The 25,816-nt window shown below is 56.5% G+C and carries 26 protein-coding genes; 12 read left to right on the top strand and 14 right to left on the bottom strand.

All coding sequences use genetic code 11. The features are described from left to right. The 7 genes from BFP99_RS32780 to BFP99_RS13450 are packed head-to-tail and all read right to left on the bottom strand — an operon-like array spanning window position 1 to window position 7,780. Window positions 1-1,455 (bottom strand): lipopolysaccharide biosynthesis protein, encoded by a 1,455-nt coding sequence (locus tag BFP99_RS32780; RefSeq protein WP_141690772.1) that lies wholly within the window; start codon window positions 1,453-1,455, stop codon window positions 1-3. Further along, on the bottom strand, window positions 1,445-2,461 hold the full coding sequence (locus BFP99_RS31950; RefSeq protein WP_083221175.1) for a glycosyltransferase family 10 domain-containing protein: 1,017 nt from the start codon (window positions 2,459-2,461) through the stop codon (window positions 1,445-1,447). The genes BFP99_RS32780 and BFP99_RS31950 overlap by 11 nt, the downstream gene beginning before the upstream one ends. Beyond that, window positions 2,458-3,144, bottom strand: a complete 687-nt coding sequence (locus BFP99_RS13430; protein WP_065947433.1) for an FkbM family methyltransferase — start codon at window positions 3,142-3,144, stop codon at window positions 2,458-2,460. The genes BFP99_RS31950 and BFP99_RS13430 overlap by 4 nt, the downstream gene beginning before the upstream one ends. Window positions 3,145-3,155: 11 nt before the next feature. Further along, complete coding sequence (locus tag BFP99_RS13435; protein ID WP_065947434.1) at window positions 3,156-4,325, bottom strand: DegT/DnrJ/EryC1/StrS family aminotransferase; 1,170 nt, start codon at window positions 4,323-4,325, stop codon at window positions 3,156-3,158. Further along, complete coding sequence (locus tag BFP99_RS13440) at window positions 4,322-5,251, bottom strand: GDP-L-fucose synthase family protein (protein WP_065947435.1); 930 nt, start codon at window positions 5,249-5,251, stop codon at window positions 4,322-4,324. The genes BFP99_RS13435 and BFP99_RS13440 overlap by 4 nt, the downstream gene beginning before the upstream one ends. Before the next feature lie 20 nt (window positions 5,252-5,271). Next, window positions 5,272-6,357, bottom strand: coding sequence for a GDP-mannose 4,6-dehydratase (gmd, locus tag BFP99_RS13445; protein ID WP_065947436.1), 1,086 nt, complete (start codon window positions 6,355-6,357; stop codon window positions 5,272-5,274). Further along, window positions 6,350-7,780 (bottom strand): mannose-1-phosphate guanylyltransferase/mannose-6-phosphate isomerase, encoded by a 1,431-nt coding sequence (locus BFP99_RS13450; protein WP_065947437.1) that lies wholly within the window; start codon window positions 7,778-7,780, stop codon window positions 6,350-6,352. The genes gmd and BFP99_RS13450 overlap by 8 nt, the downstream gene beginning before the upstream one ends. Window positions 7,781-8,304: 524 nt before the next feature. Between BFP99_RS13450 and BFP99_RS13455 the strand changes: the two genes are divergently transcribed. Further along, the gene (locus BFP99_RS13455) at window positions 8,305-8,637 is read left to right on the top strand and encodes a ComEA family DNA-binding protein (protein WP_027604151.1); all 333 of its coding nucleotides are present in this window, start codon (window positions 8,305-8,307) and stop codon (window positions 8,635-8,637) included. A 17-nt stretch (window positions 8,638-8,654) separates the two neighbouring features. On the opposite strand, the gene BFP99_RS13460 is transcribed toward BFP99_RS13455, so the two are convergent. Next, window positions 8,655-9,233, bottom strand: a complete 579-nt coding sequence (locus tag BFP99_RS13460; RefSeq protein ID WP_065947438.1) for a TetR/AcrR family transcriptional regulator — start codon at window positions 9,231-9,233, stop codon at window positions 8,655-8,657. Between the two features lie 132 nt (window positions 9,234-9,365). On the opposite strand from BFP99_RS13460, the gene BFP99_RS13465 reads away from it, so the two are divergent. Then, complete coding sequence (locus tag BFP99_RS13465; RefSeq protein ID WP_065947449.1) at window positions 9,366-10,010, top strand: GntR family transcriptional regulator; 645 nt, start codon at window positions 9,366-9,368, stop codon at window positions 10,008-10,010. A gap of 15 nt (window positions 10,011-10,025) precedes the next feature. Further along, a complete protein-coding gene (locus tag BFP99_RS13470; RefSeq protein ID WP_027604148.1) occupies window positions 10,026-10,874 on the top strand; it encodes an urea carboxylase-associated family protein in 849 nt (282 codons plus the stop codon). Between the two features lie 6 nt (window positions 10,875-10,880). Here the strand turns inward: BFP99_RS13470 and BFP99_RS13475 are convergent, their stop codons facing one another. Together BFP99_RS13475 and eat are read right to left on the bottom strand one after the other, a co-directional pair. Further along, window positions 10,881-11,048, bottom strand: coding sequence for a DUF2897 family protein (locus BFP99_RS13475; RefSeq protein WP_003172675.1), 168 nt, complete (start codon window positions 11,046-11,048; stop codon window positions 10,881-10,883). Window positions 11,049-11,158: 110 nt separating this feature from the next. Further along, window positions 11,159-12,523, bottom strand: a complete 1,365-nt coding sequence (gene eat, locus BFP99_RS13480; protein WP_065928097.1) for an ethanolamine permease — start codon at window positions 12,521-12,523, stop codon at window positions 11,159-11,161. A gap of 412 nt (window positions 12,524-12,935) precedes the next feature. On the opposite strand from eat, the gene kdpF reads away from it, so the two are divergent. The 6 genes from kdpF to BFP99_RS13510 all read left to right on the top strand — a co-directional run bounded on the left by kdpF (window position 12,936) and on the right by BFP99_RS13510 (window position 20,925). Continuing rightward, a complete protein-coding gene (kdpF, locus tag BFP99_RS13485; RefSeq protein WP_003218754.1) occupies window positions 12,936-13,025 on the top strand; it encodes a K(+)-transporting ATPase subunit F in 90 nt (29 codons plus the stop codon). Between the two features lie 9 nt (window positions 13,026-13,034). After that, a complete protein-coding gene (gene kdpA, locus BFP99_RS13490) occupies window positions 13,035-14,729 on the top strand; it encodes a potassium-transporting ATPase subunit KdpA (protein WP_065928096.1) in 1,695 nt (564 codons plus the stop codon). Between the two features lie 9 nt (window positions 14,730-14,738). After that, on the top strand, window positions 14,739-16,802 hold the full coding sequence (gene kdpB / locus BFP99_RS13495) for a potassium-transporting ATPase subunit KdpB (RefSeq protein WP_065928095.1): 2,064 nt from the start codon (window positions 14,739-14,741) through the stop codon (window positions 16,800-16,802). Window positions 16,803-16,866: 64 nt separating this feature from the next. Then, the gene (gene kdpC / locus BFP99_RS13500; protein WP_027604144.1) at window positions 16,867-17,412 is read left to right on the top strand and encodes a potassium-transporting ATPase subunit KdpC; all 546 of its coding nucleotides are present in this window, start codon (window positions 16,867-16,869) and stop codon (window positions 17,410-17,412) included. Window positions 17,413-17,546: 134 nt separating this feature from the next. Next, entirely contained in the window at window positions 17,547-20,198 is a 2,652-nt protein-coding gene (locus tag BFP99_RS13505) for a sensor histidine kinase (protein WP_065947439.1), read from the top strand. A gap of 37 nt (window positions 20,199-20,235) precedes the next feature. Further along, window positions 20,236-20,925, top strand: coding sequence for a response regulator (locus BFP99_RS13510; RefSeq protein WP_027604142.1), 690 nt, complete (start codon window positions 20,236-20,238; stop codon window positions 20,923-20,925). Window positions 20,926-21,175: 250 nt separating this feature from the next. On the opposite strand, the gene BFP99_RS13515 is transcribed toward BFP99_RS13510, so the two are convergent. After that, a complete protein-coding gene (locus BFP99_RS13515) occupies window positions 21,176-22,213 on the bottom strand; it encodes a patatin-like phospholipase family protein (protein ID WP_065947440.1) in 1,038 nt (345 codons plus the stop codon). A 216-nt stretch (window positions 22,214-22,429) separates the two neighbouring features. On the opposite strand from BFP99_RS13515, the gene BFP99_RS13520 reads away from it, so the two are divergent. From BFP99_RS13520 to BFP99_RS13530, 3 genes are all read left to right on the top strand, one after another. Beyond that, window positions 22,430-22,708, top strand: a complete 279-nt coding sequence (locus tag BFP99_RS13520; protein WP_003172685.1) for a hypothetical protein — start codon at window positions 22,430-22,432, stop codon at window positions 22,706-22,708. A gap of 44 nt (window positions 22,709-22,752) precedes the next feature. Next, window positions 22,753-23,514 (top strand): CHAD domain-containing protein, encoded by a 762-nt coding sequence (locus BFP99_RS13525; RefSeq protein ID WP_065947441.1) that lies wholly within the window; start codon window positions 22,753-22,755, stop codon window positions 23,512-23,514. A gap of 90 nt (window positions 23,515-23,604) precedes the next feature. Next, entirely contained in the window at window positions 23,605-24,402 is a 798-nt protein-coding gene (locus BFP99_RS13530) for an acyl-CoA thioesterase (RefSeq protein WP_065947442.1), read from the top strand. Window positions 24,403-24,405: 3 nt separating this feature from the next. On the opposite strand, the gene BFP99_RS13535 is transcribed toward BFP99_RS13530, so the two are convergent. The 3 genes from BFP99_RS13535 to BFP99_RS31955 form a co-directional block, all read right to left on the bottom strand. Further along, window positions 24,406-24,768, bottom strand: coding sequence for an Mpo1-like protein (locus BFP99_RS13535; RefSeq protein ID WP_027604139.1), 363 nt, complete (start codon window positions 24,766-24,768; stop codon window positions 24,406-24,408). 117 nt (window positions 24,769-24,885) lie between these two features. After that, on the bottom strand, window positions 24,886-25,275 hold the full coding sequence (locus BFP99_RS13540; protein WP_065947443.1) for a hypothetical protein: 390 nt from the start codon (window positions 25,273-25,275) through the stop codon (window positions 24,886-24,888). Next, window positions 25,275-25,816, bottom strand: a 542-nt coding sequence (locus BFP99_RS31955; protein ID WP_256098133.1) for a polymorphic toxin type 47 domain-containing protein, incomplete at its 5' end; no start/stop codon positions are given. The genes BFP99_RS31955 and BFP99_RS13540, both read right to left, overlap by 1 nt.

The raw sequence follows: 25,816 nt of genomic DNA on the forward strand, positions 1-25,816 counted from the left end.
TTAAAATTTCCTCAATTGCACACTAAGCAGTCTTAACGTCGCGGGATTATTCCACAGCATCATGAACAGTATAGTTGCGACGATGAAAGATATACCAATGCTATAGCCTAGTGCCGTAACCCAACTGGAAGCCACAGGTGCATAGTTTACCAGGCAGACCAAGGACATCATTATTAGAAATGATATAAGAATTCGGGGTTTGTCGAGTTTAAATTTCACTTGGTTGTACATCGTTACAGTCATTGTAATAAGCATCATGATAGCTCCTAGGATTAGAGCCGCTCCCGCCCAGCTTATATCAAGCTGTCGATCACCTGCGTTAATGATCCCACCTAAAATTATAGCGGCACCGACCGCATAAGGCGCTGCTAGATGAATTGTTTTTCTTCTGACGTGTGCTGCATTGCCGAGCACATTTCCAAGTGCTCTGCAGAGCTCAACTATCGATCCAACGGCTACAAATATCCATGCGTCGGCATATTCCGCGGCGACCAATAGTTTTAGTAGAAACGGAGATATTGCAATTGTCAGGCCCGCAAGAAGTAGGTAGAGCGGTGTAAGGGTATTTAAAAGGTCTGAAACGGCTAGTTCAATTTCGGTACTATTGGAGTTTTCGCTGACTCTACGATAGAAAAATGGATACAAGAACTGGATTGCGAGTGATTCGGCCAGAGCCCATATTTGGCCCGCCAGCTGTAAGCCAATAGCGAAATAGCCAAGTTTTTTAAGTCCCCAGTAGTATTCAATAGCGAAGCGATAACCTGACAATTGAATCCACATCAAGCCTGCAGCAAGTGATAACGGTATACAGTATTTTAGAATTTCATGTTTGGTAAGTAAAAATACAGCCGTGTTCTTTTCATATTCATCCTTTGGGGTTTTTCTAAGGAGTTCATATCTCGCGCCCATCGCTCCTAGAAGTAAGCCAATTGCTTGGCCTGTGAACCATGAGATTGCAGAAGGCCAGATTTTTACCAGCAGCACAGAGGCAATTAAACTAGTTGTCGATGACACTATCGACCAACTTACTGATTGGTTTCGGAAACCAAGCATGTTCAGCATAGGAATTAGGGTCGCATTCCATGTTGCAGCTAGAACCATAGTGAATACCGCTAGCATGGTTAGTAGGGCGATATATGGTGTGCCTGCGTTAAATGCTTCCAGTGATACAATTGAACCTATACAAGACGATAAGGTTACGAAAGTGCGAAACGATTTTAGTCGTGGAATTAAAGTGTTGTCGTCCCACCACTTATGAGTATGCAGGTTTATATGTTGTCCAACAGGATTTATTAAGAACAGTCCGCATAACATCTGAATAGTAATTAAAATTGCAAGCTCTCCATATTGCTCTGGAGAGAGGTACGAAGTGACGGCCTTGATTGATATCAGAGCTATTACAGTCGAAGCAAGGCGGCCCGTACTTATAACTAGAAGTTCACTTTTATAAGCCAAGATCTTTTACTATTGTTTTGACAATAGTTTCCGTAAAAAAGTCTGTGCCGAAAGGAGTTGCGGAGTCACTATTCAAGAAACTTTCTATACGTCTCTGGTAGTTTATGAACTCTTCATTTGTAATGTTTTCTAAGTAATTGTATAGCGCAGGCATATCTTTGAATTTTCTGCGGTCTATGAAGCAGTCTTCTGGGATGTAGTCTGAAATATTACTTGCTCCCCAGTAAATAGGAATGCAGCCTGAAAAAAAGCAATCGAATATTTTTTCTGTAATATAGCCAGGTAAATCTCTCACGTTTTCATAACAAATAGAAAAACGAGTGTTTTTAAGTGTTTCATGCTTGCTGCATATTTTTCCTCGATAACTCGGGAAAGGGCGAAACTTTACAAGTTTAGTGAAGGAATTCCAAAAACGACGTTCTATAGCTCCTCTTATTCCACCTTTTACTGCAGGGATATTCCATCCCGCACCGTATAAATGAAAATTTTCGGGTGCATTTTTTTCAAACCATCGAATAGCCTTAACACGCTCTTTATATAAATCGCGGCTGTCATGGATAGTCAGTGCTCTATTGCTGGATATTAAGCAACAGAAAATCGGCCTTGATAAAAAACCGTCAGGTTGCAAGCTTTTTATCCGGTTTGGAAAGTTGATTTTTATAAATTTTTTGTCGTCTATTAAATTGTCATTCCATGTGAATACTTTATGATAGTTATCTAGATTTTCAGGTCTTCCGTTTTCTACACGAATCTGTGGGGTTTCCAGCATTAATAAATAGCGAGTGGCGGATGAGTACGCTGAATGTACATCAAAATCCAAACTAAACTTTATTTTTGTAATGTCTGACAAGTCTAAAGTATTTATTTCAATACCGTACTCAAAAAATTTTTTACGCATTTGGTAGAAAGGATAGAAACTGTCGTCGCGATTGGACTTGTTTGTTAAGTCAAATATCGCGTTATTTTTAAGTCCGTTGCCTGCGAAGGCAGAATAGATCATTGTCATTGACTTTGTGTATCCTTTATTTTCCAGTTCTCCCAAACAAACTCATAATTCCATGTTTCGATGTGGGTTGAGTTTAATTTCCTACGCAGTGCATTTCTTTTTTCTTCTGCATTGTCGACGAAATTATGAAACTGAATTTGCAGATAGGTTATGTTGTCAGTGTAATTCGAGTCAATCATCGCATCGAGAACCTCAAATTCTCCCCCCTCGATATTTATTTTCATAAGGTCGATACTGTCGACGCCGAGCTCTCTAATGCACGGGATGATGGAGCGAATTTCAACACGCTCCATTTTTCCGCTTGTATGTGGTGATTGGAAGCTTGAAGCGTTTTCCGCTAAACCTATATCCATCCATGTGTCAGTTGCTGAAAGACCGTATTTAAAGCAGTGGATTTTTTCATTACCCTTAAATCGATCAACACATATCTGAAAAAACTCCGATACAGGTTCAAATATGTACACAGTGCAACCGTACTTTTCATGTATGTCAGCGGCAAAATCTCCGTGGTATCCACCAAGATCAAAAACCACACTCGACGGGGTGAGGGGGTAGTCTAATCTCAGCGTCATATCCCCCTTGTCCTTGAACCATCTATGAACTTCAACTAAAAACTTTTCTTTCTTTACGTGCAACTTGTAAAGATGATGAATTTTATTTTTTATTTTTTTAGTCAGTTTCATTTTATTGTCAGCTATTTGATTGAGGTAAGTGCTGTAAATGCTTCAGAGATATCAAAGTGATGATTGCCTATAAATAACCCGAATCGATCAATGTGCTCAGCATTTTTCAGGTCACCGTGTACTTCTGAGTCGAAATATTTAACCACTTCATTTTTTGCAAAATTTCCGGCTACAATTGGTCGACACTCAAAGCCGAGGTCAGTAAGTTTTTCTACGAGATATTTGCGCGTCAACTTACTGCCTGGGCGAATCACTAGGCTAAACCCGAACCAGCTGGACTCTCCAATCTCTCGTTGGATAATAATGTCTGGGTGGTCTGTCATTGCGGCTTGTAGCAGCAATCCATTTTTACGCCGCTCTTCGATCAGGCTAGGCAAGCGTTTTACCTGCTCAACGCCCAGCGCACCCTCAAGCTCCAGAGGACGGACGTTATATCCCGGCAGCACAAAGCGGAACGACTCCTCAAATGGATCATCGCTTTTATCGCTGCACACCAGGTTTTGCTTGGGCAAATTGCGAGTCCAGCCGTGCGCTCTAAGCGACAGCAAGATCTGATACAACTCCTCATCGTCGGTTACGATCAAGCCTCCCTCCATCGTTGAGATGTGATGACTGAAGAAGGAGCTGAAGCTGCCCATTACGCCGAATGTACCGGCCTGTTTGCCGTTATAAGTTGCGCCCATGGATTCGCAGTTATCTTCAATCAGCACGATTTTCCGATCGCCGATGATTTCTTGAATACGCCCAAAATCGTTTGGATTACCAAGTAAATTGACCGCCATGATTGCGCGGGTTTTATCCGTTACAGCAAGCTCGAGCTGTTCGAGATCGTAGTTGAGCGTGTGGAGGTCGATGTCTACAAATTTGATCTTCAGACCATACTGGTAAAGTGGGTAGTAGGTAGTGCTCCATGAAACTGCAGGAACAATAATCTCGTCGCCTCTTTGTAGCTTGATGGAGGCGTTTTGCGTGTAAAACAGTGCCGCGACAATCAACAGGTTGGCCGACGATCCGGAGTTCACCATCACACAATGCTTACTGCCTACAAATTCCGCAAAGTCCCGTTCAAATGCCTTGACCTGCTCACCCATTGTAAACATGCCGGTGGCGATGACGCGCTGCATCGCTTCAAGCTCTTCCTTCTCCCATGAGGAGGTAGCCAGCGGAAATTTAATGCTCATTGTTGATGCTCCAGATAATAGCTATAAGTCTTTTCAATACCTTCTTGCAAACTATGTCGCGGCTTCCATCCCCACGATATTTGGCGCTCGATGTTCACAAGTTTTCGCGCCATGCCCACAGGTTTAGTAAGGTCGTGCTCGAACGTCCCTTCATAGCCCATTACTGTGGCTGCAGTGCGGTAGTAGTCATTTATTGAGTGGTCGTTACCCAGACCTATATTCATATAGCGAGGGACCGACTCAAAATGCTTAATTGCGTGTATTAGTGCATCTGCCAAATCGCCCCCATACATGAACTCCCGTCTGGCAGAACCATCTCCCCACACATCGACTGAGGGCGCCCCCGTTTTCTTCGCTATATGGAGTTTGTGAATAATAGCCGGTAACAAGTGTGAGTGAGCAGGATCGAATTTGTCAAAACGTCCGAAGATATTGCAGGGGATCAGCGTCTTATATTGAAGTCCTTGGTTTTCACGTGAAATATAGTCGCACAGTCGCGCTGTCACTATTTTGGCCAAGGCATAGCCTTCATTGGTCGGCTCCAGTTCTCCCGTCAGCACCATATCTTCGCTGAGCGATCCGGTATGGTTGCGAGGGTACATGCAGGAGCTACCGAGATTGATCAGGCGGGGCACGCCTGCGAGCTGTGCTGCGCTGACGACGTTGCGACCTATATCAAGGTTGTCTCGAAGGAAGTTCACAGGCTCCCTGACGTTCGCTTGGATCCCTCCTACCTTTCCTGCCGCGTGAATGATGAAGTCAGGCTTATGCCGCTCAACGTAAGCCTGCACCGCGAGAAAATCCCGCAGGTCCAGCTCGCTGCTGCGCGGAGCTAATACTTCAAACTCGCCAATCTCGGGATGGTCGAGCAAGTTGCGCCCTACCATTCCTCCTCCGCCTGTCAACAGTATTCGTTTCGTGCTCATTGGATGGGTAGCCAACTCAATTATTCGTTATAGCTGAACGTCGTGTAGCCGTGTTGATTGACAAGCTCATCACGCTCCGCGCTTTTAAGGTCCTCGCGCACCATCTCACTGACGAGTTCTTCGAATGTGATTTTTGGCGTCCAACCCAACTTCGTTTTCGCTTTGGTTGCATCTCCCAGTAGTGTTTCCACTTCAGTTGGGCGGAAGTATCTTGGGTCTACTGCCACGATGCATTTACCATCCTCGCTGTACCCTTTTTCGTCTACGCCCGAGCCTTGCCAGGTAATATTAATGCCTAGTTCGCTGGCCGCTGCGTTAACGAAATCACGGACACTGTATTGCACGCCTGTTGCTATAACAAAGTCTTCGGGGGTTTCTTGTTGCAGCATCAGCCATTGCATTTCTACGTAGTCTTTTGCGTGACCCCAGTCCCGCAAAGAATCCATATTGCCCAGGTACAGGCATTCTTGAAGGCCGAGTTTTATCCGAGCAAGTGCGCGAGTGATCTTGCGCGTGACGAAGGTTTCGCCTCGAATCGGACTTTCGTGGTTAAAAAGTATTCCGTTGCAGGCGTAGATCCCGTAAGCCTCTCGATAATTGACGGTGATCCAGTAGGCATATAGCTTCGCAACGGCGTAGGGGCTGCGTGGGTAGAAAGGCGTGGTTTCTTTCTGTGGCGTTTCTTGCACGAGGCCGTAAAGCTCGGAAGTGGACGCCTGATAGAAACGGGTCTTTTTTTCCAAGCCAAGAATTCGGATGGCTTCAAGAATACGCAGCGCACCGAGTGCATCGGAGTTGGCAGTATATTCAGGCTCTTCAAAAGAGACCGCTACGTGGCTTTGCGCTGCCAAATTGTAAATTTCGTCCGGTTGCACTTTTTGGATAATGCGCGTCAGGCTGGACGAGTCGGTCATATCTCCGTGGTGCAAGAAAAAAGGCAGGCCCTTGTCATGTACGTCATGGAATAGATGATCGATGCGAGCGGTGTTGAACAACGAGCTCCGGCGCTTCATGCCGTGTACTTCGTAGCCCTTGCTCAACAATAATTCAGCAAGATAGGCGCCATCTTGTCCAGTTACGCCTGTGATGAGTGCTTTCTTAATCATTTGCTCTTCCATAATTGTCTTCGAATCTAACGATATCGTTTTCACCCAGATAACTACCGGATTGGACTTCTATTATCTCAAGTTCAACCATTCCCGGGTTCTTCAGGCGATGGATTTCCCCGATGGGGATGTACGTGGATTGGTTTTCGGTCAAAATAAAAGTGTCAGCGCCGCGTGTCACTTCGGCCGTCCCTTTTACAACGATCCAGTGTTCGGCTCGGTGATGGTGTTTTTGCAGTGACAACGAGGCGCCTGGTTTCACACCAATTCTTTTGACCTGAAAGCGATCGCCCGTATCAATACTGTCGTACCAACCCCAGGGTCGCGAAACTTTTCGATGGGTGATCGCCTGACTGCAGTTTTCTTTTTCCAGTTGCAGGACGACGTTTTTAACGTGTTCTACATGATCTCTGTGGGTTATCAGGACTGCATCCGGGGTATCGATAATCAACAGGTTTTCAGTGCCTAATGCGACGACTGGTCGGTGTGGCGCGTGGATGAACGTGTTTCGGGATTGGCTTATTCGGCCTTGGCCGTGGATTCTGTTGCCGAATTCATCGGCTTCGGTCATTTCAGCCAGCGCATTCCAGCTACCTACGTCACTCCATTGCCCGCTGAATGGAGCTACTACTACATGGTCATGGTGCTCCATTACGGCGTAGTCAATGCTTTCTGCACGGCAGGTCGCAAAACTCGAAGCAGCAGGGCGGATAAAAGATGTTCCACCTGCGAGCCGTTCTGACGTTGCCTCATCGAAGGATGCTCGGCAGACCTCCAGAATGTCCGGTGCATGGCGTTCCATCGCATCAATCAGTACTGTGCCTTTGCACAGGAAAATCCCTGCATTCCACAAGACATCGCCCCGCAGGAGCAAGGTCTGCGCGGTGGCAGCATCGGGCTTTTCTATAAAACGTTCGACGCGGCTACACCCATCCTTTTGAGCAAGGCCTTGCTGGATATAACCATAAGCGGTCGAGGGAAAGCTCGGCAGTACGCCATAGGTGACGATTGCTCCGCCTTGGGCGTGAGCAACGCCAAGCCGCACGGTTCTTGCGAAAGCTTCCGCATCCGGAATGTGGTGATCAGCTGGGCAAAACAGCAGTAAGTCTCGCCCTTCTTTCACACTGCTCAGCGCTGCAAGTGTCATGGCGGCTGCCGTGTTCCGAGCAGACGGCTCCAGAATCACTGCGCCCTTCAACTGTGTCGAGTGAAGGCCCTCAGAGACTAGAAACCGGTGATCTTCAGAAGCGACTAACAGCACATGATCCGCGAGGAGAGATACGCGTTCCAGTGTCAGTTGTAGCAGGCTTTTCTCCCCGATTAGAGGTACAAACTGTTTTGGAAAACTTTTGCGTGACAACGGCCATAGCCGAGATCCAGAGCCGCCACAGAGAATAACCGGGGTGATTGAGTTAGATGTCATCAGTGGTCTACTTGAACAAAAAGCCTAAAAAGCCAGTAAATGGCATTACCTACGTGGATCTCGACGAATTGAAATATCTATAAAGATATCTAGCGGCGTTGATATGCTTGGTCTTTTTGTGGTAGCTGCCTGACTCCACGCCGTAAGAGCTTTTCAGTTTCATACAAGTCAAAAAATCCTTTTCGCCGGACGTTTGTGAAACCCTCTAAGGGCGAGTTGCCATTTTTTTGACTAACTCTATATTGCCATCAGGTACGCTAACCTAATAGTTTACCTTATGCTTGGCGTGCTTCAAGTTTTACCTCATGCAAGGACTCTGACGTCATTTTTTAGCTGTTTTTTGGAGGCTTACAGTTTCCGATTGGCGGTGACTGCATTGATCTGTGGGGCGCATGTCCGCTATGACCTTACGCATCACATACTTTGTAACCTCGTCATTTTTGACATGGCTCTGTAGTCACCTAAGTTAGAAAAGCAGCCTCGGAAAAGCTGCTTTTCTCTTACACTGTCATGGAGCGTCACCAATGCAAAACACCTACCTCACCTCCCTAATCTTCGCCTTCCTCACGACCCTTTCAGTCACCACCACCGCAGCCCCGTCCATCAAACCCGAAGCTCCAACCCCTATCACCGCCCAGATGACCAAGGTCGAGCAGTCCACCAAGGTCAACCTGAACACTGCCGACGCCGAAACCCTGCGTCGTGACCTCTTCGGTATCGGTGCCGCTAAAGCCCAGGCGATCATCGCCTATCGCGAAAGCAATGGTCCGTTCACGGCGGTGGATGAGTTGTTGGAAGTGAAGGGGATTGGCAAGGCGCTGCTGGAGAAGAATCGCGATAGGCTGGCCATCAACTGATTCATCCAGGAGGCCGGTCATTGATCGGCCTTTTTGCCCTCCGGGTTCTGCGTTTTCAGGCGTTCGCGCACCACGGCCATGATCTGTCTTGCCAATTGAGGGGCTTCAACACTCCTGGCCAGTACCAATGCGCCCACCAGTGTCGACATCATCACCAGGCTCTTTGCATCGCAACGCTCATCTCCCAATGCCGTTTCTATTTGCTTGAGCCTTGCGTTGAGTACCTGGTCTGTAGTCGCACTGGGCTGGCCTCGGAGCCCCAGTTCTGAACACATCGTTGGCAGCGGGCAGCCTTGGTCCGGGGAGGCCAGGTGCCATTCCGACAGGTAACTGTCGATAAACGCGCCCAGCGGCTGCTCCTGGCTGAACAGCATGTCGCAATGGGCGTCCAGGTCTGCGGCGGCCGCCTGCAGGGCTGTCTCCACCAGTTCGCCCTTGGATTTGAAATGCGCGTAAAAGCCGCCATGGGTCAGGTTCAACGCTTTCATCAGTGGCTGCAGGCCGGTGGCGTCGATGCCGTTGCGGCGAAAGCGCGCAGAGGCTTCCTTGATGATGCGTTGGTGGGTCTGGGCTTTGTGGTTTTGTGAATAACGCATGGGGCATGCCTCGGTTACAGGCGGGCATTTTAACCAACTTGACCTTTTTTACACACTCGTCGGCATGCAAGGCGTTGGCATGAAATGTGATTACATCTAGACGGAGGATTGTTCAACAATCGTGAGGTGGTCATGACGCTCAGTTTGTCTTTAGCCGACCAGATTGCCCTGGAGCTGCGTGCCGACATCATTGCGGGGCGGTTATTGCCAGGCATGGCATTGGTCGAGGTGGATCTGGTCAAGGCCTACAGTGCGTCGCGCAATACGATTCGCGAAGCCTTGCACCGTCTGGGGCAGGAGGGGTTGACCCGTTATGTGCGTAACAAGGGCGTCATGGTGCGGCGGTTGGAGCGGGAGGAAGTCCGCGATCTGTTTGTAGTCCGCCGTACCCTGGAGTTGCAGGCCATCGCCGGAAGCGATGCCTTGACGCACGAGCAATCCGAACGCCTGCAAAACGCCATTGACGCCACCACCCTGGCCCGTGAGCGCGAGGATTGGCGTGCGGTGGCCACCCACAGTTTGCTGTTCCATCAGCACATCGTCGGGTTGATGGGCAGCCCGTTGTTCGATGAGTTTTTTGCCCAGGTCATCGCCCAGTTGCGCCTGGTGTTTTGCGCCGCGCCTGATGAGCAACGTTTCCAGTCGCCCTGGCTGGAGCGTGACCGTGAGATTTATCAATGGCTGGTCGAGCAGGACAAACCGGCGGCAGGGGAGGCGATGAGCCTGTACCTGGATGATTCGGAACGCCTGTCCTTGGCCCTGTTTACCCACCCCTGATCGAGGATCTGCATCATGTACAAAGACTATCCGGCCGCTTATCAGGTCAGCAAGGGTTCGGCGTTGCAGGTCGACGCGGCATTTTACGAGCGCATTCGTGACCGAAAAGATCAGCGCAGCTTGATCGAGCAGTTCGAGGTACCGATTCGCACGGGCAGGGCGTGGAAGGTGCCCGCCGGGCATGTGTTTCGTGTTACCACGCCCGTGGGCCCGCAGGTGGGGGACTTCAATGTGTGGAACGCCAATGACCCCCGCGAACGTCTTTGGGCAGCACGTACCCGTCAGTTGCAGGGGGCGCATGTGAGCACTCATGACCGGCTATGGTCGAATCTGCCATTTCTAAGGCCACTGGTGACCATCACCGATGACAGCCTGGCCAGTTACGGCATCGATGAGCACGGCGGGCGTCTGCATGACTTGCTGGGGACACGGTGCGATCCCTATGTGAACCGCATGCTCACCGGCGAGGACTTCCATCACCATTGCCACTCCAACCTGACCCGCGCGGTATTACCCCACGGTCTGACGGAATTCGACGTGCATGACGTGCTGAATATTTTCCAGTGCACGGGCCTCAATCACGACGACATGTATTTCATGAAAGCCTGCCCGGCGCAGAAGGGCGATTACCTGGAGTTCTTTGCCGAGATTGATTTGCTCTGCGCGCTGTCGACGTGCCCGGGCGGGGATTTGTCGCTGCCGATGTGGGGGCCGGATGCGCAGGATCCGCTGACGGTGTGCCGTCCGTTGGGGGTTGAGATCTATCGGCTGGAGGACGAGTTGCTGGACGGCTGGAGCCAGCCGGAGCGTGCTGCCTATAAAGGGCAGCACGGGTTGCAGATTGCCAAGGCGGATTGGGAGTAAGCGGTCCTAGCGGTCCTGCGCGTCCTTGGCGTCCGCCTGGGCGTTGCGCTCGGCCACGCGCTTGCGTTGTTCGTCGGTGAGTTCCACCTTGTTGGCGCTGTCACGCAGCATCATCAGCCCTCCGACGATCGACCCGATCGCAACCACCATAATCAACCACGCATACCACGGCATAAGGCTCTCCTTGAGGCAGATTACCGTCGGAGAATTTTCCCACGGCAATAACTACTTTGAGTGACGGGCTTTCTGAGTAGTTCAGTGTAGGCCCGTTCTGCCTCGAAACCTTAGAGCCCGGTCAACATTGCGTCTGCCGGTGCATCGGCACGATCCTGTGCGGTCATTTGGAAGTAGATGAAACCCACGGCCATAAAGCCGAGGAAGATCAGCCCGATCAGCGTGTTGAACCACGCCATGGCTACCAGGCAGACCACGGCCAGCGCCAGCGCAATGCCGGGCACGATCGGATAACCCGGCGCGCGGAAGGTACGTTCCAGCAGCGGTTCGGTCTTACGCAGTTTGAACAGGCTGAGCATGCTCATGATGTACATCACAATGGCACCGAACACCGCCATGGTGATCATCGCCGCGGTCAATGTCATGCCGCCCAGGTTGATCAGGCCATCGCTGTAGATGGCGGCGATGCCGACCACGCCACCGGCGATGATTGCCCGGTGTGGTGTCTGAAAGCGCGATAATTTGGCGAGGAAGGAGGGCAGGTAACCGGCGCGGGCCAGGGCAAAGAACTGGCGCGAGTAGCCCAGGATAATGCCGTGGAAGCTCGCCACCAGGCCGAACAGGCCGATCCAGACCAGCATGTGCAGCCAGCCGGAGTTGTCGCCCACCACGGTTTTCATCGCCTGCGGCAGTGGATCGTTGATGTTCGACAGGGTGCGCCAGTCGCCCACGCCGCCGGCGAAGAACATCACGCCCATGGCCAGGATCACCAGGGTCAGGATGCCGCTGATGTAGGCCTTTGGAATGGTGCGCTTAGGATCTTTCGCTTCCTCGGCCGCCATGGCCGCGCCTTCGATGGCCAGGAAAAACCAGATGGCAAACGGAATCGCCGCAAACATCCCGGCAACCGCCGGGGCGCCGAAGGTATCGGAACCGGCCCAACCGTTCAGGGCAAAGTTGCTGAAGCTGAACGCGGGCGCGACCACGCCCATGAACACCAGCAGCTCGGCGACGGCGAGCACGCACACCACCAGCTCGAAGGTCGCGGCCAGTTTCACGCCGAGAATATTCAGCCCCATGAATACGATGTAGGCACCGACGGCCGCATGCTTGGGGTCCAGGGCCGGGAACTGCACATTCAGATACGCGCCGATCGCCAGGGCGATGGCAGGCGGGGCGAAGACAAATTCGATCAGGGTGGCGAGGCCTGCGATCAAGCCGCCTTTCTCCCCAAAGGCGCGACGACTGTAGGCAAACGGCCCGCCTGCGTGAGGAATGGCGGTAGTCAGCTCGGTGAAACTGAAGATAAAGCAGGTGTACATCGCGGCGACCATCAGCGAGGTCACCAGGAAGCCCAAGGTCCCGGCCACGCCCCAGCCGTAGCTCCAGCCGAAGTATTCCCCGGAAATCACCAGCCCGACGGCAATGCCCCATAAATGCAGGGTGCCCAAGGTGGGTTTGAGTTGTGTGTTCATTGTGCTGCGCTCCCTGAACGGTTTGGAATGATTCAAGGTGTTGCAGCGGCCATGCCAGCCTGAGAATCATTGTCGTAAAGCGGCGCAACTGTCGTGTGGGGGATGGTTTGGCGTTTGAAATTTGCCGGTGTCGCACCAGATAGGTGCGGCGGTCACGGTGCCGGCGCTATCGGGAGCAAGCCCCCTCCCACAGGTTGACTGGCGCTCGGCATGACAACGCGGTCAAGTGTGGGAGGGGGCTTGCTCCCGATAGCGCCCGCCCAGACGCCGAATACCCCCGTGTAAACCCCGCATAAACCCACTCTTTACGCCATCTTTACGCCCCGTCCACCCCCTCGCTCTCGTTCCTTTACGCCACTCCTGCGGACAATTGCCCCACACGCGGCACTCGCCGCTAAACGGAGAGACTTCCATGAGCGTTCTGGACGGGGTGTCACTGCTATTGGCCGTGGCGCTGTTCATTTATCTGCTGGTTGCGCTGTTACGCGCGGATCGGAACTAGGAGCTGGCCATGCACAGTTATGACTATTGGCTGATCATTGCCTTCTTTGCCGTGGTACTGGTGCCGGCGCCGTTCCTGGGGCGGTTCTACTACAAGGTGATGGAAGGCCAGCGCACGTGGCTCAGCCCGGTGCTGGGGCCTGTCGAAAAAGCCTGTTATCGCCTGTCGGGGGTGGATGAACATCAGGAACAAAGCTGGCAGAAATACATGCTGGCCTTGCTCGCGTTCAACCTCGCGGGCTTTTTGCTGTTGTTCGCGATCCTGCTGTTCCAGGACTATCTCCCACTGAACCCGCAGAAATTGCCGGGCCAGGAATGGACCCTGGCCTTCAATACCGCGGTCAGTTTCATGACCAACACCAACTGGCAGTCCTACAGCGGTGAGGCGTCCCTGAGCTACCTCAGCCAGATGGCTGGCCTGACCGTGCAGAACTTCGTCAGTGCGGCCACCGGCCTGGCCGTCCTGGTCGCGCTGTGCCGTGGGATCGGGCGCAAATCCGCCAGGACCCTGGGTAACTTCTGGGTCGACATGACCCGCGCCACGCTCTACGGCCTGCTGCCGTTGTGCCTGGTGCTGGCGCTGTTCCTGGTGTGGCAGGGCGTACCGCAAACCTTCGCGCACTATGTGGATGCCGTGACCCTGCAAGGTGTGGATCAAGTGATCCCCTTGGGCCCGGCAGCCAGCCAGATTGCGATCAAGCAACTGGGCACCAACGGCGGCGGCTTCTTCGGCGTCAACTCGGCGCACCCGTTTGAAGACCCGACCGCCTGGGCCAACCTGTTCGAAGTGGCTTCGATCATCCTGATCCCGGTGGCGTTGGTATTCACCTTCGGCCACTACGTGAAAGACCTGCGCCAGAGCCGCGCGATCCTTGGCTGCATGCTGGCGCTGTTCCTGATCGGCGGCGCCACTTCCCTGTGGTCCGAATACCAGCCCAACCCGACCTTGAACAACCCGGCCGTCGAGCAGACCGCACCGCTGGAAGGCAAGGAAGCGCGCTTCGGCACCACCGGCACGGTGTTGTGGTCGGTGACCACCACGGCGGCGTCCAACGGTTCGGTCAACGGCATGCAAGACAGCCTCAACCCCCTCAGTGGGATGGTGGCGCTGGTCAACATGATGGTCGGCGAAGTGATCTTCGGCGGCGTCGGCGCCGGTATGTACGGCATGTTGCTCAACGTGTTGATCGCGGTGTTCCTGGCCGGCCTGATGATCGGGCGCACCCCGGAATACCTGGGCAAGAAACTCCAGGCCAAGGAAGTGCAGCTGCTGGTCGTGACCCTGTTGGTGATGCCGGTGGGCGTGCTGGTACTGGGTGCCATCGCCGCGAGCCTGCCCGGCCCAGCCGGCGCGATCAGTAACCCTGGCCCTCATGGTTTCAGCCAGTTGCTGTACGCCTACACCTCGGCCAGCGCCAACAACGGCTCGGCGTTCGGCGGTTTCAGTGCCAACACGCCGTTCCACAACCTGATGCTGGGCCTGGGCATGTTGATCGGCCGCTTCGGCTACATCCTCCCGGTACTGGCCCTGGCCGGCAGCCTGGCGATGAAGAAGACCGCACCGATTGGCCAGAACAGCTTCCCGACCCATGGTCCGCTGTTCGTGACCCTGTTGACCGTGACTATTTTGCTGGTGGGCGGCCTGACTTTCCTGCCGACGCTGGCGCTGGGGCCCATCGCTGAACACTTGAGCATGGGCTTCTAAAAAGGGGATATGAACATGAATATGCCTGCAAAAAACGCGGCCCCGGTCAAAACCCAGGAACCCGCCAAAACCGCCGTCTCTGCCCTGTGGCGCCCGGCGCTGGTCCAGGCGTTCGTCAAGCTGGACCCGCGCCAGCTGCAACGCTCGCCGGTGATGCTGGTGGTCGAGCTGACCGCCATCCTCACCACCGTGCTGTGCTTTGTGCCCGACACCGCCGTACCGACGTATGTGGCCGTGCAAATCGCCGTGTGGCTGTGGTTCACCGTGCTGTTCGCCAACTTCGCCGAAGCCTTGGCCGAAGGACGCGGCAAGGCCCGTGCCGACAGCCTCAAGGCCGGCAGCGAAGGCCTGAGCGCGCGGCGTAAGGAAGCCGATGGCAGCTTCAAGGTCGTGCCGGCCACCAGTCTGCGTAAAGGTGATGTGGTGCGTGTGGCCGCCGGGGAAATGATCCCCGGCGACGGCGAGGTCGTCGAAGGCATCGCAGCGGTCAACGAAGCGGCGATCACCGGTGAGTCCGCGCCGGTGATCCGCGAGTCCGGCGGCGATCGCTCGGCCGTCACCGGCAATACGCGGCTGGTGTCGGACTGGCTGCTGATCCGCATCACCGCCAATCCCGGCGAGTCCACCCTGGACCGCATGATCGCCCTGGTCGAAGGCGCCAAGCGTCAGAAAACTCCCAACGAAGTCGCGCTGGATATCCTGCTGATCGGCCTGACCCTGATCTTCCTGCTGGTGGTCGTGACCTTGCAGCCCTTCGCCCACTTCGCCAACGGCAGCTTGCCGCTGGTGTTTTTGGTCGCACTGCTGGTGACGCTGATTCCTACCACCATCGGCGGCTTGTTGTCGGCCATCGGTATTGCCGGTATGGACCGTCTGGTGCGCCTTAATGTGATCGCGAAGTCTGGTCGTGCCGTGGAGGCGGCCGGTGACGTGCATGTGTTGCTGCTGGACAAGACCGGCACCATCACTTTTGGTAACCGTCGGTGTGCGGCGGTGGTTGCGGCGCCTGGCGTCAGCGGCAAGGAAGTGGCCGAAGGTGCGTTGTTTGCTTCTTTGGCCGATGACACGGCAGAAGGCAAATCCATCGTCGAATACCTGCGGGCTCTGCACCCGCAGGCCGAGCCATCCCTGGATGAACTGACCGCGGTACCGTTCAGCGCCGAAACCCGCTTGTCCGGTGTCGACTACCAGGGCCGCGTGTTCCGCAAAGGCGCAGTGGATTCGTTGCTGGCGTTTATCGGCCAGCCACGCGGCGACCTGCAACCGGCATTGGCGCGGGAAATCGACAAGATCGCCCAGAGCGGCGGCACGCCCTTGCTGGTGTGTGCCGACGGCAAATTGCTCGGTGCGATCCACCTCAAGGACGTGGTCAAGCCCGGTATCCGCGAACGTTTCGCCGAGCTGCGCAAGCTGGGGATTCGCACGGTGATGGTCACCGGTGACAACCCGCTGACGGCCGCTGCGATTGCTGCCGAAGCCGGTGTGGATGACGTGCTGGCCGAAGCGACCCCGGAGAAAAAACTCGCGCGCATCCGTCACGAGCAAAACGACGGCCGCCTGGTGGCGATGTGCGGCGACGGTGCCAACGACGCCCCGGCACTCGCCCAGGCGGACGTCGGCATGGCGATGAACGACGGCACCCAGGCCGCCCGCGAGGCCGCCAATATGGTCGACCTCGACAGCGACCCCACCAAGCTGCTGGACGTGGTGCAGATCGGCAAGGAGTTGCTGGTGACCCGTGGTGCGTTGACCACCTTTTCCATCGCCAACGACGTGGCCAAGTACTTCGCGATCCTGCCGGCGTTGTTCGCCTCGATCTATCCGCAGTTGGGCGTGCTTAACGTGATGCATTTACAGAGCCCCCAGAGCGCGATTCTCTCGGCCATCGTGTTCAACGCGCTGATCATCGTGGTGCTGATTCCCCTGGCGCTGCGCGGTGTGCGTGTGCAGGCCGCGAGTGCGGCGGCGTTGCTGCGGCGCAACCTGCTGATCTATGGCCTGGGCGGGTTGCTGGTGCCGTTCGTGGGCATCAAGGCGATCGACATGCTGCTGACCGCGCTGCACCTGGTGTGACCCGATGCCTGTGGGCGCCACCCCGGTGCCCACAGGTTGCAAAGACCGAATTGAGGAATTTGAAATGTCCAACATAATCCGCCCGGCCCTGAGCCTGCTGGTGCTCATGACCCTGATCACCGGCGTGGCCTACCCACTGGTGGTGACCGGCGTCGCCCAAGTCGCTTTCCCGGACCAGGCCAACGGCAGCCTGGTGCGCGATGCCAGCGGCAAGGTGCGTGGCTCCAGCCTGATCGCCCAGGACTTTACCGGTGACAGCTGGTTCCATCCGCGCCCTTCGGCGGGGGCCTTTGCGACGGTTTCCAGCAGCGCCAGTAACCTCGGCCCCAGCAACCCGGCCTTGGCCACCCGCGTGTTCGATGACGCGAACAAACAGTTGGTGCCCGGCCAGGGCCCGGTGCCTTTGGTGTCGCTGACTACCTCCGGCAGCGGTCTTGATCCACACTTGCCACCCCAGGCGATTGCCTATCAACTGGCACGGGTGGCTGCCGCGCGAAATGTGCCGGTGTCGACCCTGCAACGGTTGTTGGATGAACATATCGAAAGCCCGCTGGTGGGGCCGCCAGTGGTGAATGTGCTGGCGCTGAACATGGCCCTGGAAAAACTCTGAACCCTGTGGGAGGGGGCTTGCCCGATAGCAGAGTGTCAGTCAACACAGGTATCGACTGAACCACCGCTATCGGGGGCAAGCCCCCTCCCACATTGGATTTTCTCTGGGTCTGAACAATTGAAGGAAACCCCAGCATGAGCGACTCCGGCCGCGCCGATGCCCTGCTAGCCGATCTACCCCGGGACGGCCGTGGCCGGCTCAAAGTTTTCCTCGGCGCTGCGCCGGGTGTGGGCAAGACCTACGCCATGCTCCAGGCTGCCCACACCCAATTGCGCCAGGGCGTCAAACTGATCGCCGGCGTGGTTGAAACCCACGGCCGAGCCGAGACCGAAGCCTTGCTCAGCGGCCTGCCGCAACAACCGCTGTTGCGCAGCGAATACCGTGGCGTGATGCTCGAAGAAATGGACCTCGACGGCCTGCTCGCCGCCAAGCCCAAGCTGGTGCTGGTGGACGAACTGGCCCACAGCAACGCCCCCGGCAGCCGCCATGAAAAGCGTTGGCAAGACATTCAGGAACTGCTCGCCGCCGGCATCGACGTGTTTACCACGGTCAACGTCCAGCACCTGGAAAGCCTGAATGACCAGGTCCGCGGTATCACCGGTGTGCAGGTCCGCGAAACCTTGCCGGATTGGGTGCTGCAGGAAGCCGACGAACTGCTGCTGATCGACCTGCCGTCCCGCGAACTGCTCGAGCGTCTGCGCGACGGCAAGGTGTATGTGCCGGAGCAGGCCCGCGCCGCCATCGATGCGTTCTTCACCCAGACCAACCTGATGGCCCTGCGCGAGCTGGCGATGCAGACCGCCGCCGCCCATGTCGACGACGATTTGGCCCAGGGCTATCGCCAGCTCGGCCAGGCGGCGCCGGCGGTGCGCGGTCGTCTGTTGGTGGGCGTGGATGGCGATGCGCAGGCCGAACGCCTGGTGCGCCATGCCAGTCGCGTCGCCCAGCGCCGGCATTTGCCGTGGAGCCTGGTGCATATCGACAACGGCCGTGCGCGGGATGAGCAGGCCCGCCTGCGCCTGCAAAACGCCCAGCAACTGGCCGAGCGCCTTGGCGGCGAAGTGGTGCTGCTGCGGGCGGGGGAGGTGGCCAAGACCTTGATCCAGCATGCCGCCGAACGCCGTGCCAGCCTGCTGTTGGTGGGGCAGTCGCGAATGCGTTGGCGGCGTCGCCTGTTCGGTGGCGGTTTGGCGGCGCGCCTGTTGCGTAATGCCCGGGGCTTGGAAATCAACGTCCTCGACAGTGACGATGTGCCCGCAGCCCCACGCCTGCCGGATGTGCGCGGCCTGGTGTGGTTCGATTACGCCTTGGCTGTGGTTGCGACTGTCGTCGCCGCCGCTGTGGCCTGGGCCGTGGCAAGCGCGCTGCCGTTGCCGAATATCTCGCTGGTGTTTCTTGCCGCCGTGTTGCTGGTGGCGGTGCGCAGCAGCCTGGGGCCGTCCCTGGTGTGTGCGGCGTTGTCGTTCCTGACCTATGACTTCCTGTTTATCCCGCCGAATTTCTCCTTCGCCATCCAGCGCGAGGAGGACGTGCTGACGCTGTTGTTCTTCCTGCTGATGGCGGCGCTCACCGGCAATCTTGCCGCACGCCAGCGCCGTCAGTTGCAGGCATTGCGCGACACCCAGGAAGAAACCGGCGAACTGCTCGACCTGTCGCGCAAACTCACCGCCGCCACCGACCGCCAGGCGGTGATCAGTGCCGCCGCCCACCATCTGGAAGGTTGGAGCGACCTGGATCTGTGCCTGGTCAATCGCGACGGCCAGGGTGGCTGGAAGGTCGAGACCGGCGGCCCGCTGACCTTCACCGAAGCCGAGCGTGCTGCGGCCGATTGGGCCTGGCAGCATGACCAGCCGGCAGGCATGGGCACCGGCACCTTGCCGTTCGGGCGCTGGTGGTGGTGGCCGTTGTCGGGCGAAGAAGGCCCGCTCGGGTTGCTCGGCGTCAGTGCCAAGCCGGGCCTGGAATTGAGCGGCCAACGCCGTCGCTTGCTGACCGCCTTGAGCCAGCCCCTGGCCCAGGCCCTGGCGCGGGCACAGTTGGCCCAGGAGCTGGAATCCGCCCGTTTGCATGGCGAAACCGAGCAACTGCGCAGCGCCTTGCTGGCGTCGGTGTCCCACGATTTGCGCACACCGTTGACCTCCATGCGCGGCAGTATCGACAGCCTGCTGGCGCTCGGCGAAGCCATCCCCCTGGAGGATCGTCGCGAGCTGCTCGAAGGCACCCGCGATGAGGCCGAGCGCCTGGACCGCTATATCCAGAACCTGCTGGACATGACGCGACTGGGCCATGGCGCGCTGAAGCTGGCGCGGGACTGGGTGTCGCCCGGCGATATTGTCGGCAGTGCGCTCGGGCGTTTGCGCGCGGTGTTGGCACCTCTGCAGGTGAGCACCAATGTGCCGGCGGAGTTGCCGTTGCTCTATGTCCATGCTGCGTTGATCGAACAGGCACTGGTCAATGTGCTGGAAAATGCCGCGCGCTTTTCACCGCCCCACGGTCGATTGCAACTGAGCGCCGGCGTCTCGGATAACCGATTGTTTTTCGCCGTGGCGGATGAGGGGCCCGGTATTCCTGAGGATGAGCGGGCGAAGATCTTCGACATGTTCTACACCGCCGCACGCGGTGATCGAGGCGGGCAGGGAACCGGCCTCGGCCTGGCGATCTGCCAGGGCATGGTCGGCGCCCATGGTGGGCATATCAGCGTGGCCGATGGCATTGAGGGGCGCGGTACCTGTATCACGCTGTTCCTGCCATTGCCGACACAGCCTGGCCTGGAAGGCGAGGCGTGAGCTACCCTGTTTTCTCTACGGATGTTGATTGGACGCCATGAGCCAGACCGCGACGATTTTAGTCATTGATGACGAACCGCAGATCCGCAAATTCCTGCGCATCAGCCTGGCCTCCCAGGGCTACAAAGTGATCGAGGCCGGTACCGGCAACGAAGGCCTGGCCCAGGCTGCGTTGAGCAAACCCGACTTGCTGGTACTCGACCTGGGCCTGCCGGACATGGACGGCCAGCAGGTGTTGCGCGAGTTTCGTGAGTGGTCGACGGTGCCGGTACTGGTGCTGTCGGTGCGGGCCAGCGAAGGGCAGAAGGTTGAAGCCCTTGACGGTGGCGCCAATGATTATGTCACCAAGCCCTTCGGCATCCAGGAGTTCCTGGCCCGCGTGCGCGCCTTGTTGCGCCAGGCGCCGGTGGGCGAGACCCAGGAAGCGGCGTTGCAGTTTGGCCCGTTGACGGTGGACCTGGCCTATCGCCGCGTGCTGCTGGACGGCGCCGAGGTGGCACTGACCCGCAAGGAATACGCGGTGCTGGCACAACTGGCGCGGCATCCGGGACGGGTGATCACCCAACAGCAACTGCTCAAGGACATCTGGGGCCCGACCCACACCGACGACAGTCACTACCTGCGGATTGTGGTGGGGCATCTGCGCCAGAAGCTGGCGGATGATCCGACCCAGCCGAGGTTTATCGTGACCGAGGCGGGAGTGGGGTATCGGTTGTTGAGCGCCTGAGGCGATCTGTCAGCCTCTCTGTGGTTCTGTGGTTCTGTGGTTCTGTGGTTCTGTGGTTCTGTGGTTATGTGGGTTATGTGGGTTATTTGGATTCTGTGGTGAGCGGGCTTGCCCCGCGTTGGGCTGCGCAGCAGCCCCAAAACCAGGCCCAAAGGAGTACCTGACACTGCGCGTTCCTCATTGAGTGGGGCCGCTGCGCAGCCCAACGCGGGGCAAGCCCGCTCACCACAGCTCTAGCGACACGGCTGTCTCAGCGCTGCTCACTCTCATAGCGATCCAGTGTGTCGCTGGCAATTTCCCGCCCAAGTGCGATCAACTCCGGCGCCTTGTAGAACTCGAAAAACCGGCACACCCGCTTCGGCACGTTGATCAGCACATCCGGCGGGTAGCCGGCGATCTTGTATTGCGCCAGCGAAGTCTGCATCACCTCGAAACTCTGGTTGATCAGATCCAGCAATGACGCCGGCCCGACGTTATCGATGATGAATGAACCGGTGGCCGACTTCGGCGCCCCCGGCTTTTCCGGTGCGGCGGCAGGTTGCTGGGATTCGGGTTCGGCCGACTCCAGCCACGGATTGATCTCGGCCGCCTGGGCCTGCAAGGCTTCCTGCTCAAGTTTCATCAACTGCTCGGCCTGCTTGCGGCGAAACGGCAGGTGCGAACCCAGTGATTTCGCCAGGCTGTTGAAGCGGCTCTTGAACGCCGGCGGGCGCTGGATCACAGGCAACTGGTAGTGTTTCTGGTTGGTGGCGTTGAGGTTGACCGCGATGATCAAGTCACAATGGCTCGACACCACCGGCACGATCGGCAGCGGGTTGAGCAGGCCGCCGTCCACCAGCATGCGGTTGCCTTGCATCACCGGGGTGAACAGGCTGGGAATCGCTGCCGAGGCGCGCATGGCCTGGTGCAGGCAGCCTTCCTGGAACCAGATTTCCTGTTGGTTGGTCAGGTCGGTGGCAACGGCGGTGTAGGGGATGCGCAGCTCTTCGATATTGATCTCGCCGACGATCTTGCGGATTTGCCCGAAGACCTTTTCGCCACGAATCGCCCCAAGGCGGAAACTCACGTCCACCAGGCGCAGCACGTCGAGGTAGTCGAGGCTTTCAATCCAGTTTCGATACTCGTCCAGTTTGCCGGCGGCGTAGATCCCGCCCACCACGGCACCCATGGAGCAACCGGCAATACAGGCGATGTCGTAGCCGCGCCGTTCGATTTCCTCGATCACCCCGATATGGGCGTAGCCCCGGGCCCCGCCGGAACCCAACACCAAGGCAACACGTTTCTTCATGGTCGATGTCCTTCATAAACGGGGGCCCACAATGCGCCTATTTTGGGGGCCGCTTCAATCTTCGTTGCGCCTGGCAATATTTTTCAAGAATAGCGCCCAGGCTCGGGTATGCTCTGGCAATAGGTACTACCGATTTCAGGCTAAGGACAAGGCACTTTTTCTTGTAGGCAACGTCTACAGCGTACGACTGTTTTTCTTTATTTTGAGGTGTCATCGATGAAAGCCTGGATGTGTGTGCCTGTGATCATGTTGGCCCTGGCGGGTTGTGCCGGGAAAACCGCATACCGCGACAGCTGTGGCTCGCAATTGGATGCCGCCTGGAAAGAACTCGACCTGGCCAAGGCCGAAGGTTTTGCCGGCACCGTCAGCTACTCCAAGGCTTTGTCGTTACTGACGGGCGCCAAGACCCAGCAGCAATTCGAGGCGTTTGAAGGCTGCTCCAACAAGGCCGAAAAAGCTCGGTTCTATATTCGTGAGTCGCGCGCCGGGCGTTAACGTGCAGCGCAGAGTGGGATTTTTCATCTGAGAGTGAGGGCAGGATGTCAGCTTTGGTCGATCAGTTAGTCGCTCAGGTCATTGGCCTGGAAGTAGGGTTACTGAGCTGCCAGGCTCGCCTCGCTGCCGTTACCGATGATGAAGCCCTGCATGATCTGCGCACCACCGTGCGCCGCCTGCGCAGTCTGTTGCGTCCTTTGCGCGGGCTGCCGGGTGTGGAACAGCTTGAATTGGCCGCCGGCACGGTCGGCCAGTTGACGACGCCGCTGCGCGACCGAGAGGTGCTGGCGGCGTATTTGCATCAGCATGGTTATCACGAGGCCGCAGATCGACGCCTGCGCCTGCAACCCGACGCCTATCGCCAGGTGGCGCAAGGCCCGGAAGTTGCGCATCTGCTGCTGATCCTTGATGCATTCCCGCGCTTTATCCGCGCCTCGGAGCACCAGAAATTGCTCAAGGGTTTGCGACCGCGCATTGAAAAGCGCCTGGCCAAGCAATGGCAGAAACTCGATCAAGCGCTGAAAGATCCAGACCATGATCGCCACCGTTTGCGCTTGTTGATCAAGCGTGTGCGCTATGCCGCCGAGGCTTACCCCCAGCTGGATAAGTTGCCCGCCAATGCCCTGCCACGCCTGAAGAAAGCCCAAGCGGCACTGGGTGATTGGCATGACTGCTGGCAATGGTTGGCCCAGGCCGAACATCAAGCCGATCTGCAGCCCTGTGTTGCGATATGGCATCGCACCATGGCCAAGGCCGAAGGGCAGGCGGATCGCGTGCTGGACAAACTCAGCGCGGATTGTTTCTAAATCGGTCCGGCTTTTGGCCGGAATAAGCGCTGTACCTTGGCTGCGCGCTGGTTAAGATCGCACATCCGTTTTTTTTGATGTGAGGTCGCCATGCGCTTTAGTGATTTGCTCGACGCTGCCCGAAGCAACCCGCTGGATGTCACCATTCCCGCTGAATGGGCCCAGGGCCGTGCCACGTTCGGTGGCCTGGTTGCTGCGTTGCAATACGAAGCCTTGCGCGCCCAGGTGCCGACGGACCGCCCATTGCGCTCGCTCGCGATCACCTTCGTTGGCCCGGTCGCGCCCGATGTACCCGCCAGCTATCAAGTCGAAGTGTTGCGTGAAGGCAAGGCGGTCAGCCAGTTGCTCGGCCGTGTCGTGCAGAACGGTGAGGTCGCGACCCTGGTACAGGCCAGTTTTGGCGCATCCCGCGAGTCGGAAATCGATGTGGCCAGCGAGCCGCCGCCGACGTTCAAGCACTGGGATGAGTGCCAGGAACTGCCCTATATCAAAGGCGTCACGCCTGAATTCATGCGCCACCTGGCGATGCGCTGGAGCGTTGGCGGTTTGCCGTTTACCGGTAATAAATCCCGCGAGATGGGCGGTTGGGTTCGCTTGCGCGGGGATGTAAAGGAGGAACCGCTGACCGAAGCGCATATCCTCGCCCTAGTCGACGCCTGGCCACCGGCGTTACTGCCGCACCTGAAAAAGCCCGCTCCGGGCAGCACACTGACCTGGACCATCGAATTCATCCAGCCCTTGCAGGAGTTGACGACCCTGGACTGGTGCCAGTACTACGTCAGCATCGAACATGCGCGCGACGGCTACGGTCACGCCGCCGCCGCGCTGTGGAGCCCAACCGGCGCGTTGATCGCCCTCAGCCGCCAGACCGTGGTGGTCTTCGCCTGATCGTCAGTGGCGGTGGCGCAGCCGCCAGGCACGCCACCAGCCACCGCTCAACACAAAGCGCGGGAACGTCAGGAACTGCTCGACCACCAGGCGCTGTACTGCGTCTTTACGATCACTGAACGGCTCACCGGCCTCGGCTTCCAGGCTATGGCCATGACGCTGCAACGCCAGGCCAGCGAGGATGCCGACTACGCCAATGGCGAAACTGGCCAGGCTCAGGCTGAACACTCCGGACACAATCAACAGAAACCCGATGATAAACAGCGGCACGGCAATCAGGTGCAACGCCAGGTTGGTCGGGTGCTGATGGTTTTGCGGGTAGTTACGCCATTGCCAGGCGGGGAGATTGGGATGACGTTTGCCCATGATGGTGAACCCTCTGTCCGTTGAAATAACATGGGGAGAGTTTAGGTGGGGGTGGGCGGGTGGGCGAATTGGGGTTGGCTATGACGGTGATAGAAGGCCAGTTGTGGCAAACCATCTTCAAGCCCAAATAACGCAGTCATGATCATCCATGTGTACCAGAAACGTGAGTTTGCTATCCGTCACCCAGAACGGATATCCGGTCGTTTCACCTAAGATAGAGGCTATATCCCGCGCATTGTCGATTTCCCAGCCCGAGTATGTTGAATCAAGTACCAACAAAATCAGGTCTTTTTGGTTAATGCGGTACTGTATTTCCTTCCAGAAATTGGGGTTGTGCTCTGAATTTTTCTCGTTCAGTTCGACGGGGTCGAGGAAGCTGCTCTCGAACTTGAAGAACTTTTTTGTCAGGTTATTTATTAATGCTGTGGTTTCGTATGTCTGAAGTTTTCTAGAGCTTATTTCTAAGCTCCTGAAAGCATCATCTATTTCTTCTTCCAGGTAACTCATTAGTGAATCCCAATTCTTGATCGGCTAACGGGAACCAGTTTTAGAAGTATATGACCTCTTTTTGCCCCTCCGCCCGCTCTCTTTCCGGGGGTTTGATAGCCAATATGAGGTGATTTCGGCCCTTCTTTGCTTGGGACAAGTATTGGGTCATCAATATTCACCTCGGCCCCCCTATTTGGGCCGCTTTGGACACGCCATTCAGTTGGAAATGACTTTCCATATTGGTCTTTACCCCATTTGGATACGCTGTATTCATCCCTTGATATGCCTGTTCTGCGAAAGGCTTCATCTAAACCCGTGTGCATTTGCTCGTAGCTGTTGCGGTCTTGTTTGCGCCAGTCCAGATCTACATCGGAGTTAAACTCCCACGTGTTTCCGGTGTGTGGCGGAGGGCAGCTCCCAGAAGTGCAAGCTAACCCTAACGGATCTAACCATCCGGTCGGGTTAGGCACGTACTGGTACGCGTTGAGCCCACCCGCCAACTTCACCGGATCAGGCGTCAGGTAACACCCAATATCCGGATTGTAGTAGCGATGGCGGT

It is taken from the genome of Pseudomonas sp. 1 R 17 (genome assembly GCF_900067035.1).
In the GTDB taxonomy this organism is placed as follows: domain Bacteria; phylum Pseudomonadota; class Gammaproteobacteria; order Pseudomonadales; family Pseudomonadaceae; genus Aquipseudomonas; species Aquipseudomonas marginalis.

What these genes read in the sequence shown, in the direction of transcription:
- BFP99_RS31950 (WP_083221175.1), bottom strand. Translation starts at nt 2,461, where the DNA reads ATGACAATGATCTATTCTGCCTTCGCAGGCAACGGACTTAAAAATAAC.
- BFP99_RS13430 (WP_065947433.1), bottom strand. Translation starts at nt 3,144, where the DNA reads ATGAAACTGACTAAAAAAATAAAAAATAAAATTCATCATCTTTACAAG.
- BFP99_RS13435 (WP_065947434.1), bottom strand. Translation starts at nt 4,325, where the DNA reads ATGAGCATTAAATTTCCGCTGGCTACCTCCTCATGGGAGAAGGAAGAG.
- BFP99_RS13440 (WP_065947435.1), bottom strand. Translation starts at nt 5,251, where the DNA reads ATGAGCACGAAACGAATACTGTTGACAGGCGGAGGAGGAATGGTAGGG.
- gmd (WP_065947436.1), bottom strand. Translation starts at nt 6,357, where the DNA reads ATGATTAAGAAAGCACTCATCACAGGCGTAACTGGACAAGATGGCGCC.
- BFP99_RS13450 (WP_065947437.1), bottom strand. Translation starts at nt 7,780, where the DNA reads ATGACATCTAACTCAATCACCCCGGTTATTCTCTGTGGCGGCTCTGGA.
- BFP99_RS13455 (WP_027604151.1), top strand. Translation starts at nt 8,305, where the DNA reads ATGCAAAACACCTACCTCACCTCCCTAATCTTCGCCTTCCTCACGACC.
- BFP99_RS13460 (WP_065947438.1), bottom strand. Translation starts at nt 9,233, where the DNA reads ATGCGTTATTCACAAAACCACAAAGCCCAGACCCACCAACGCATCATC.
- BFP99_RS13465 (WP_065947449.1), top strand. Translation starts at nt 9,366, where the DNA reads ATGACGCTCAGTTTGTCTTTAGCCGACCAGATTGCCCTGGAGCTGCGT.
- BFP99_RS13470 (WP_027604148.1), top strand. Translation starts at nt 10,026, where the DNA reads ATGTACAAAGACTATCCGGCCGCTTATCAGGTCAGCAAGGGTTCGGCG.
- BFP99_RS13475 (WP_003172675.1), bottom strand. Translation starts at nt 11,048, where the DNA reads ATGCCGTGGTATGCGTGGTTGATTATGGTGGTTGCGATCGGGTCGATC.
- eat (WP_065928097.1), bottom strand. Translation starts at nt 12,523, where the DNA reads ATGAACACACAACTCAAACCCACCTTGGGCACCCTGCATTTATGGGGC.
- kdpF (WP_003218754.1), top strand. Translation starts at nt 12,936, where the DNA reads ATGAGCGTTCTGGACGGGGTGTCACTGCTATTGGCCGTGGCGCTGTTC.
- kdpA (WP_065928096.1), top strand. Translation starts at nt 13,035, where the DNA reads ATGCACAGTTATGACTATTGGCTGATCATTGCCTTCTTTGCCGTGGTA.
- kdpB (WP_065928095.1), top strand. Translation starts at nt 14,739, where the DNA reads ATGAACATGAATATGCCTGCAAAAAACGCGGCCCCGGTCAAAACCCAG.
- kdpC (WP_027604144.1), top strand. Translation starts at nt 16,867, where the DNA reads ATGTCCAACATAATCCGCCCGGCCCTGAGCCTGCTGGTGCTCATGACC.
- BFP99_RS13505 (WP_065947439.1), top strand. Translation starts at nt 17,547, where the DNA reads ATGAGCGACTCCGGCCGCGCCGATGCCCTGCTAGCCGATCTACCCCGG.
- BFP99_RS13510 (WP_027604142.1), top strand. Translation starts at nt 20,236, where the DNA reads ATGAGCCAGACCGCGACGATTTTAGTCATTGATGACGAACCGCAGATC.
- BFP99_RS13515 (WP_065947440.1), bottom strand. Translation starts at nt 22,213, where the DNA reads ATGAAGAAACGTGTTGCCTTGGTGTTGGGTTCCGGCGGGGCCCGGGGC.
- BFP99_RS13520 (WP_003172685.1), top strand. Translation starts at nt 22,430, where the DNA reads ATGAAAGCCTGGATGTGTGTGCCTGTGATCATGTTGGCCCTGGCGGGT.
- BFP99_RS13525 (WP_065947441.1), top strand. Translation starts at nt 22,753, where the DNA reads ATGTCAGCTTTGGTCGATCAGTTAGTCGCTCAGGTCATTGGCCTGGAA.
- BFP99_RS13530 (WP_065947442.1), top strand. Translation starts at nt 23,605, where the DNA reads ATGCGCTTTAGTGATTTGCTCGACGCTGCCCGAAGCAACCCGCTGGAT.
- BFP99_RS13535 (WP_027604139.1), bottom strand. Translation starts at nt 24,768, where the DNA reads ATGGGCAAACGTCATCCCAATCTCCCCGCCTGGCAATGGCGTAACTAC.
- BFP99_RS13540 (WP_065947443.1), bottom strand. Translation starts at nt 25,275, where the DNA reads ATGAGTTACCTGGAAGAAGAAATAGATGATGCTTTCAGGAGCTTAGAA.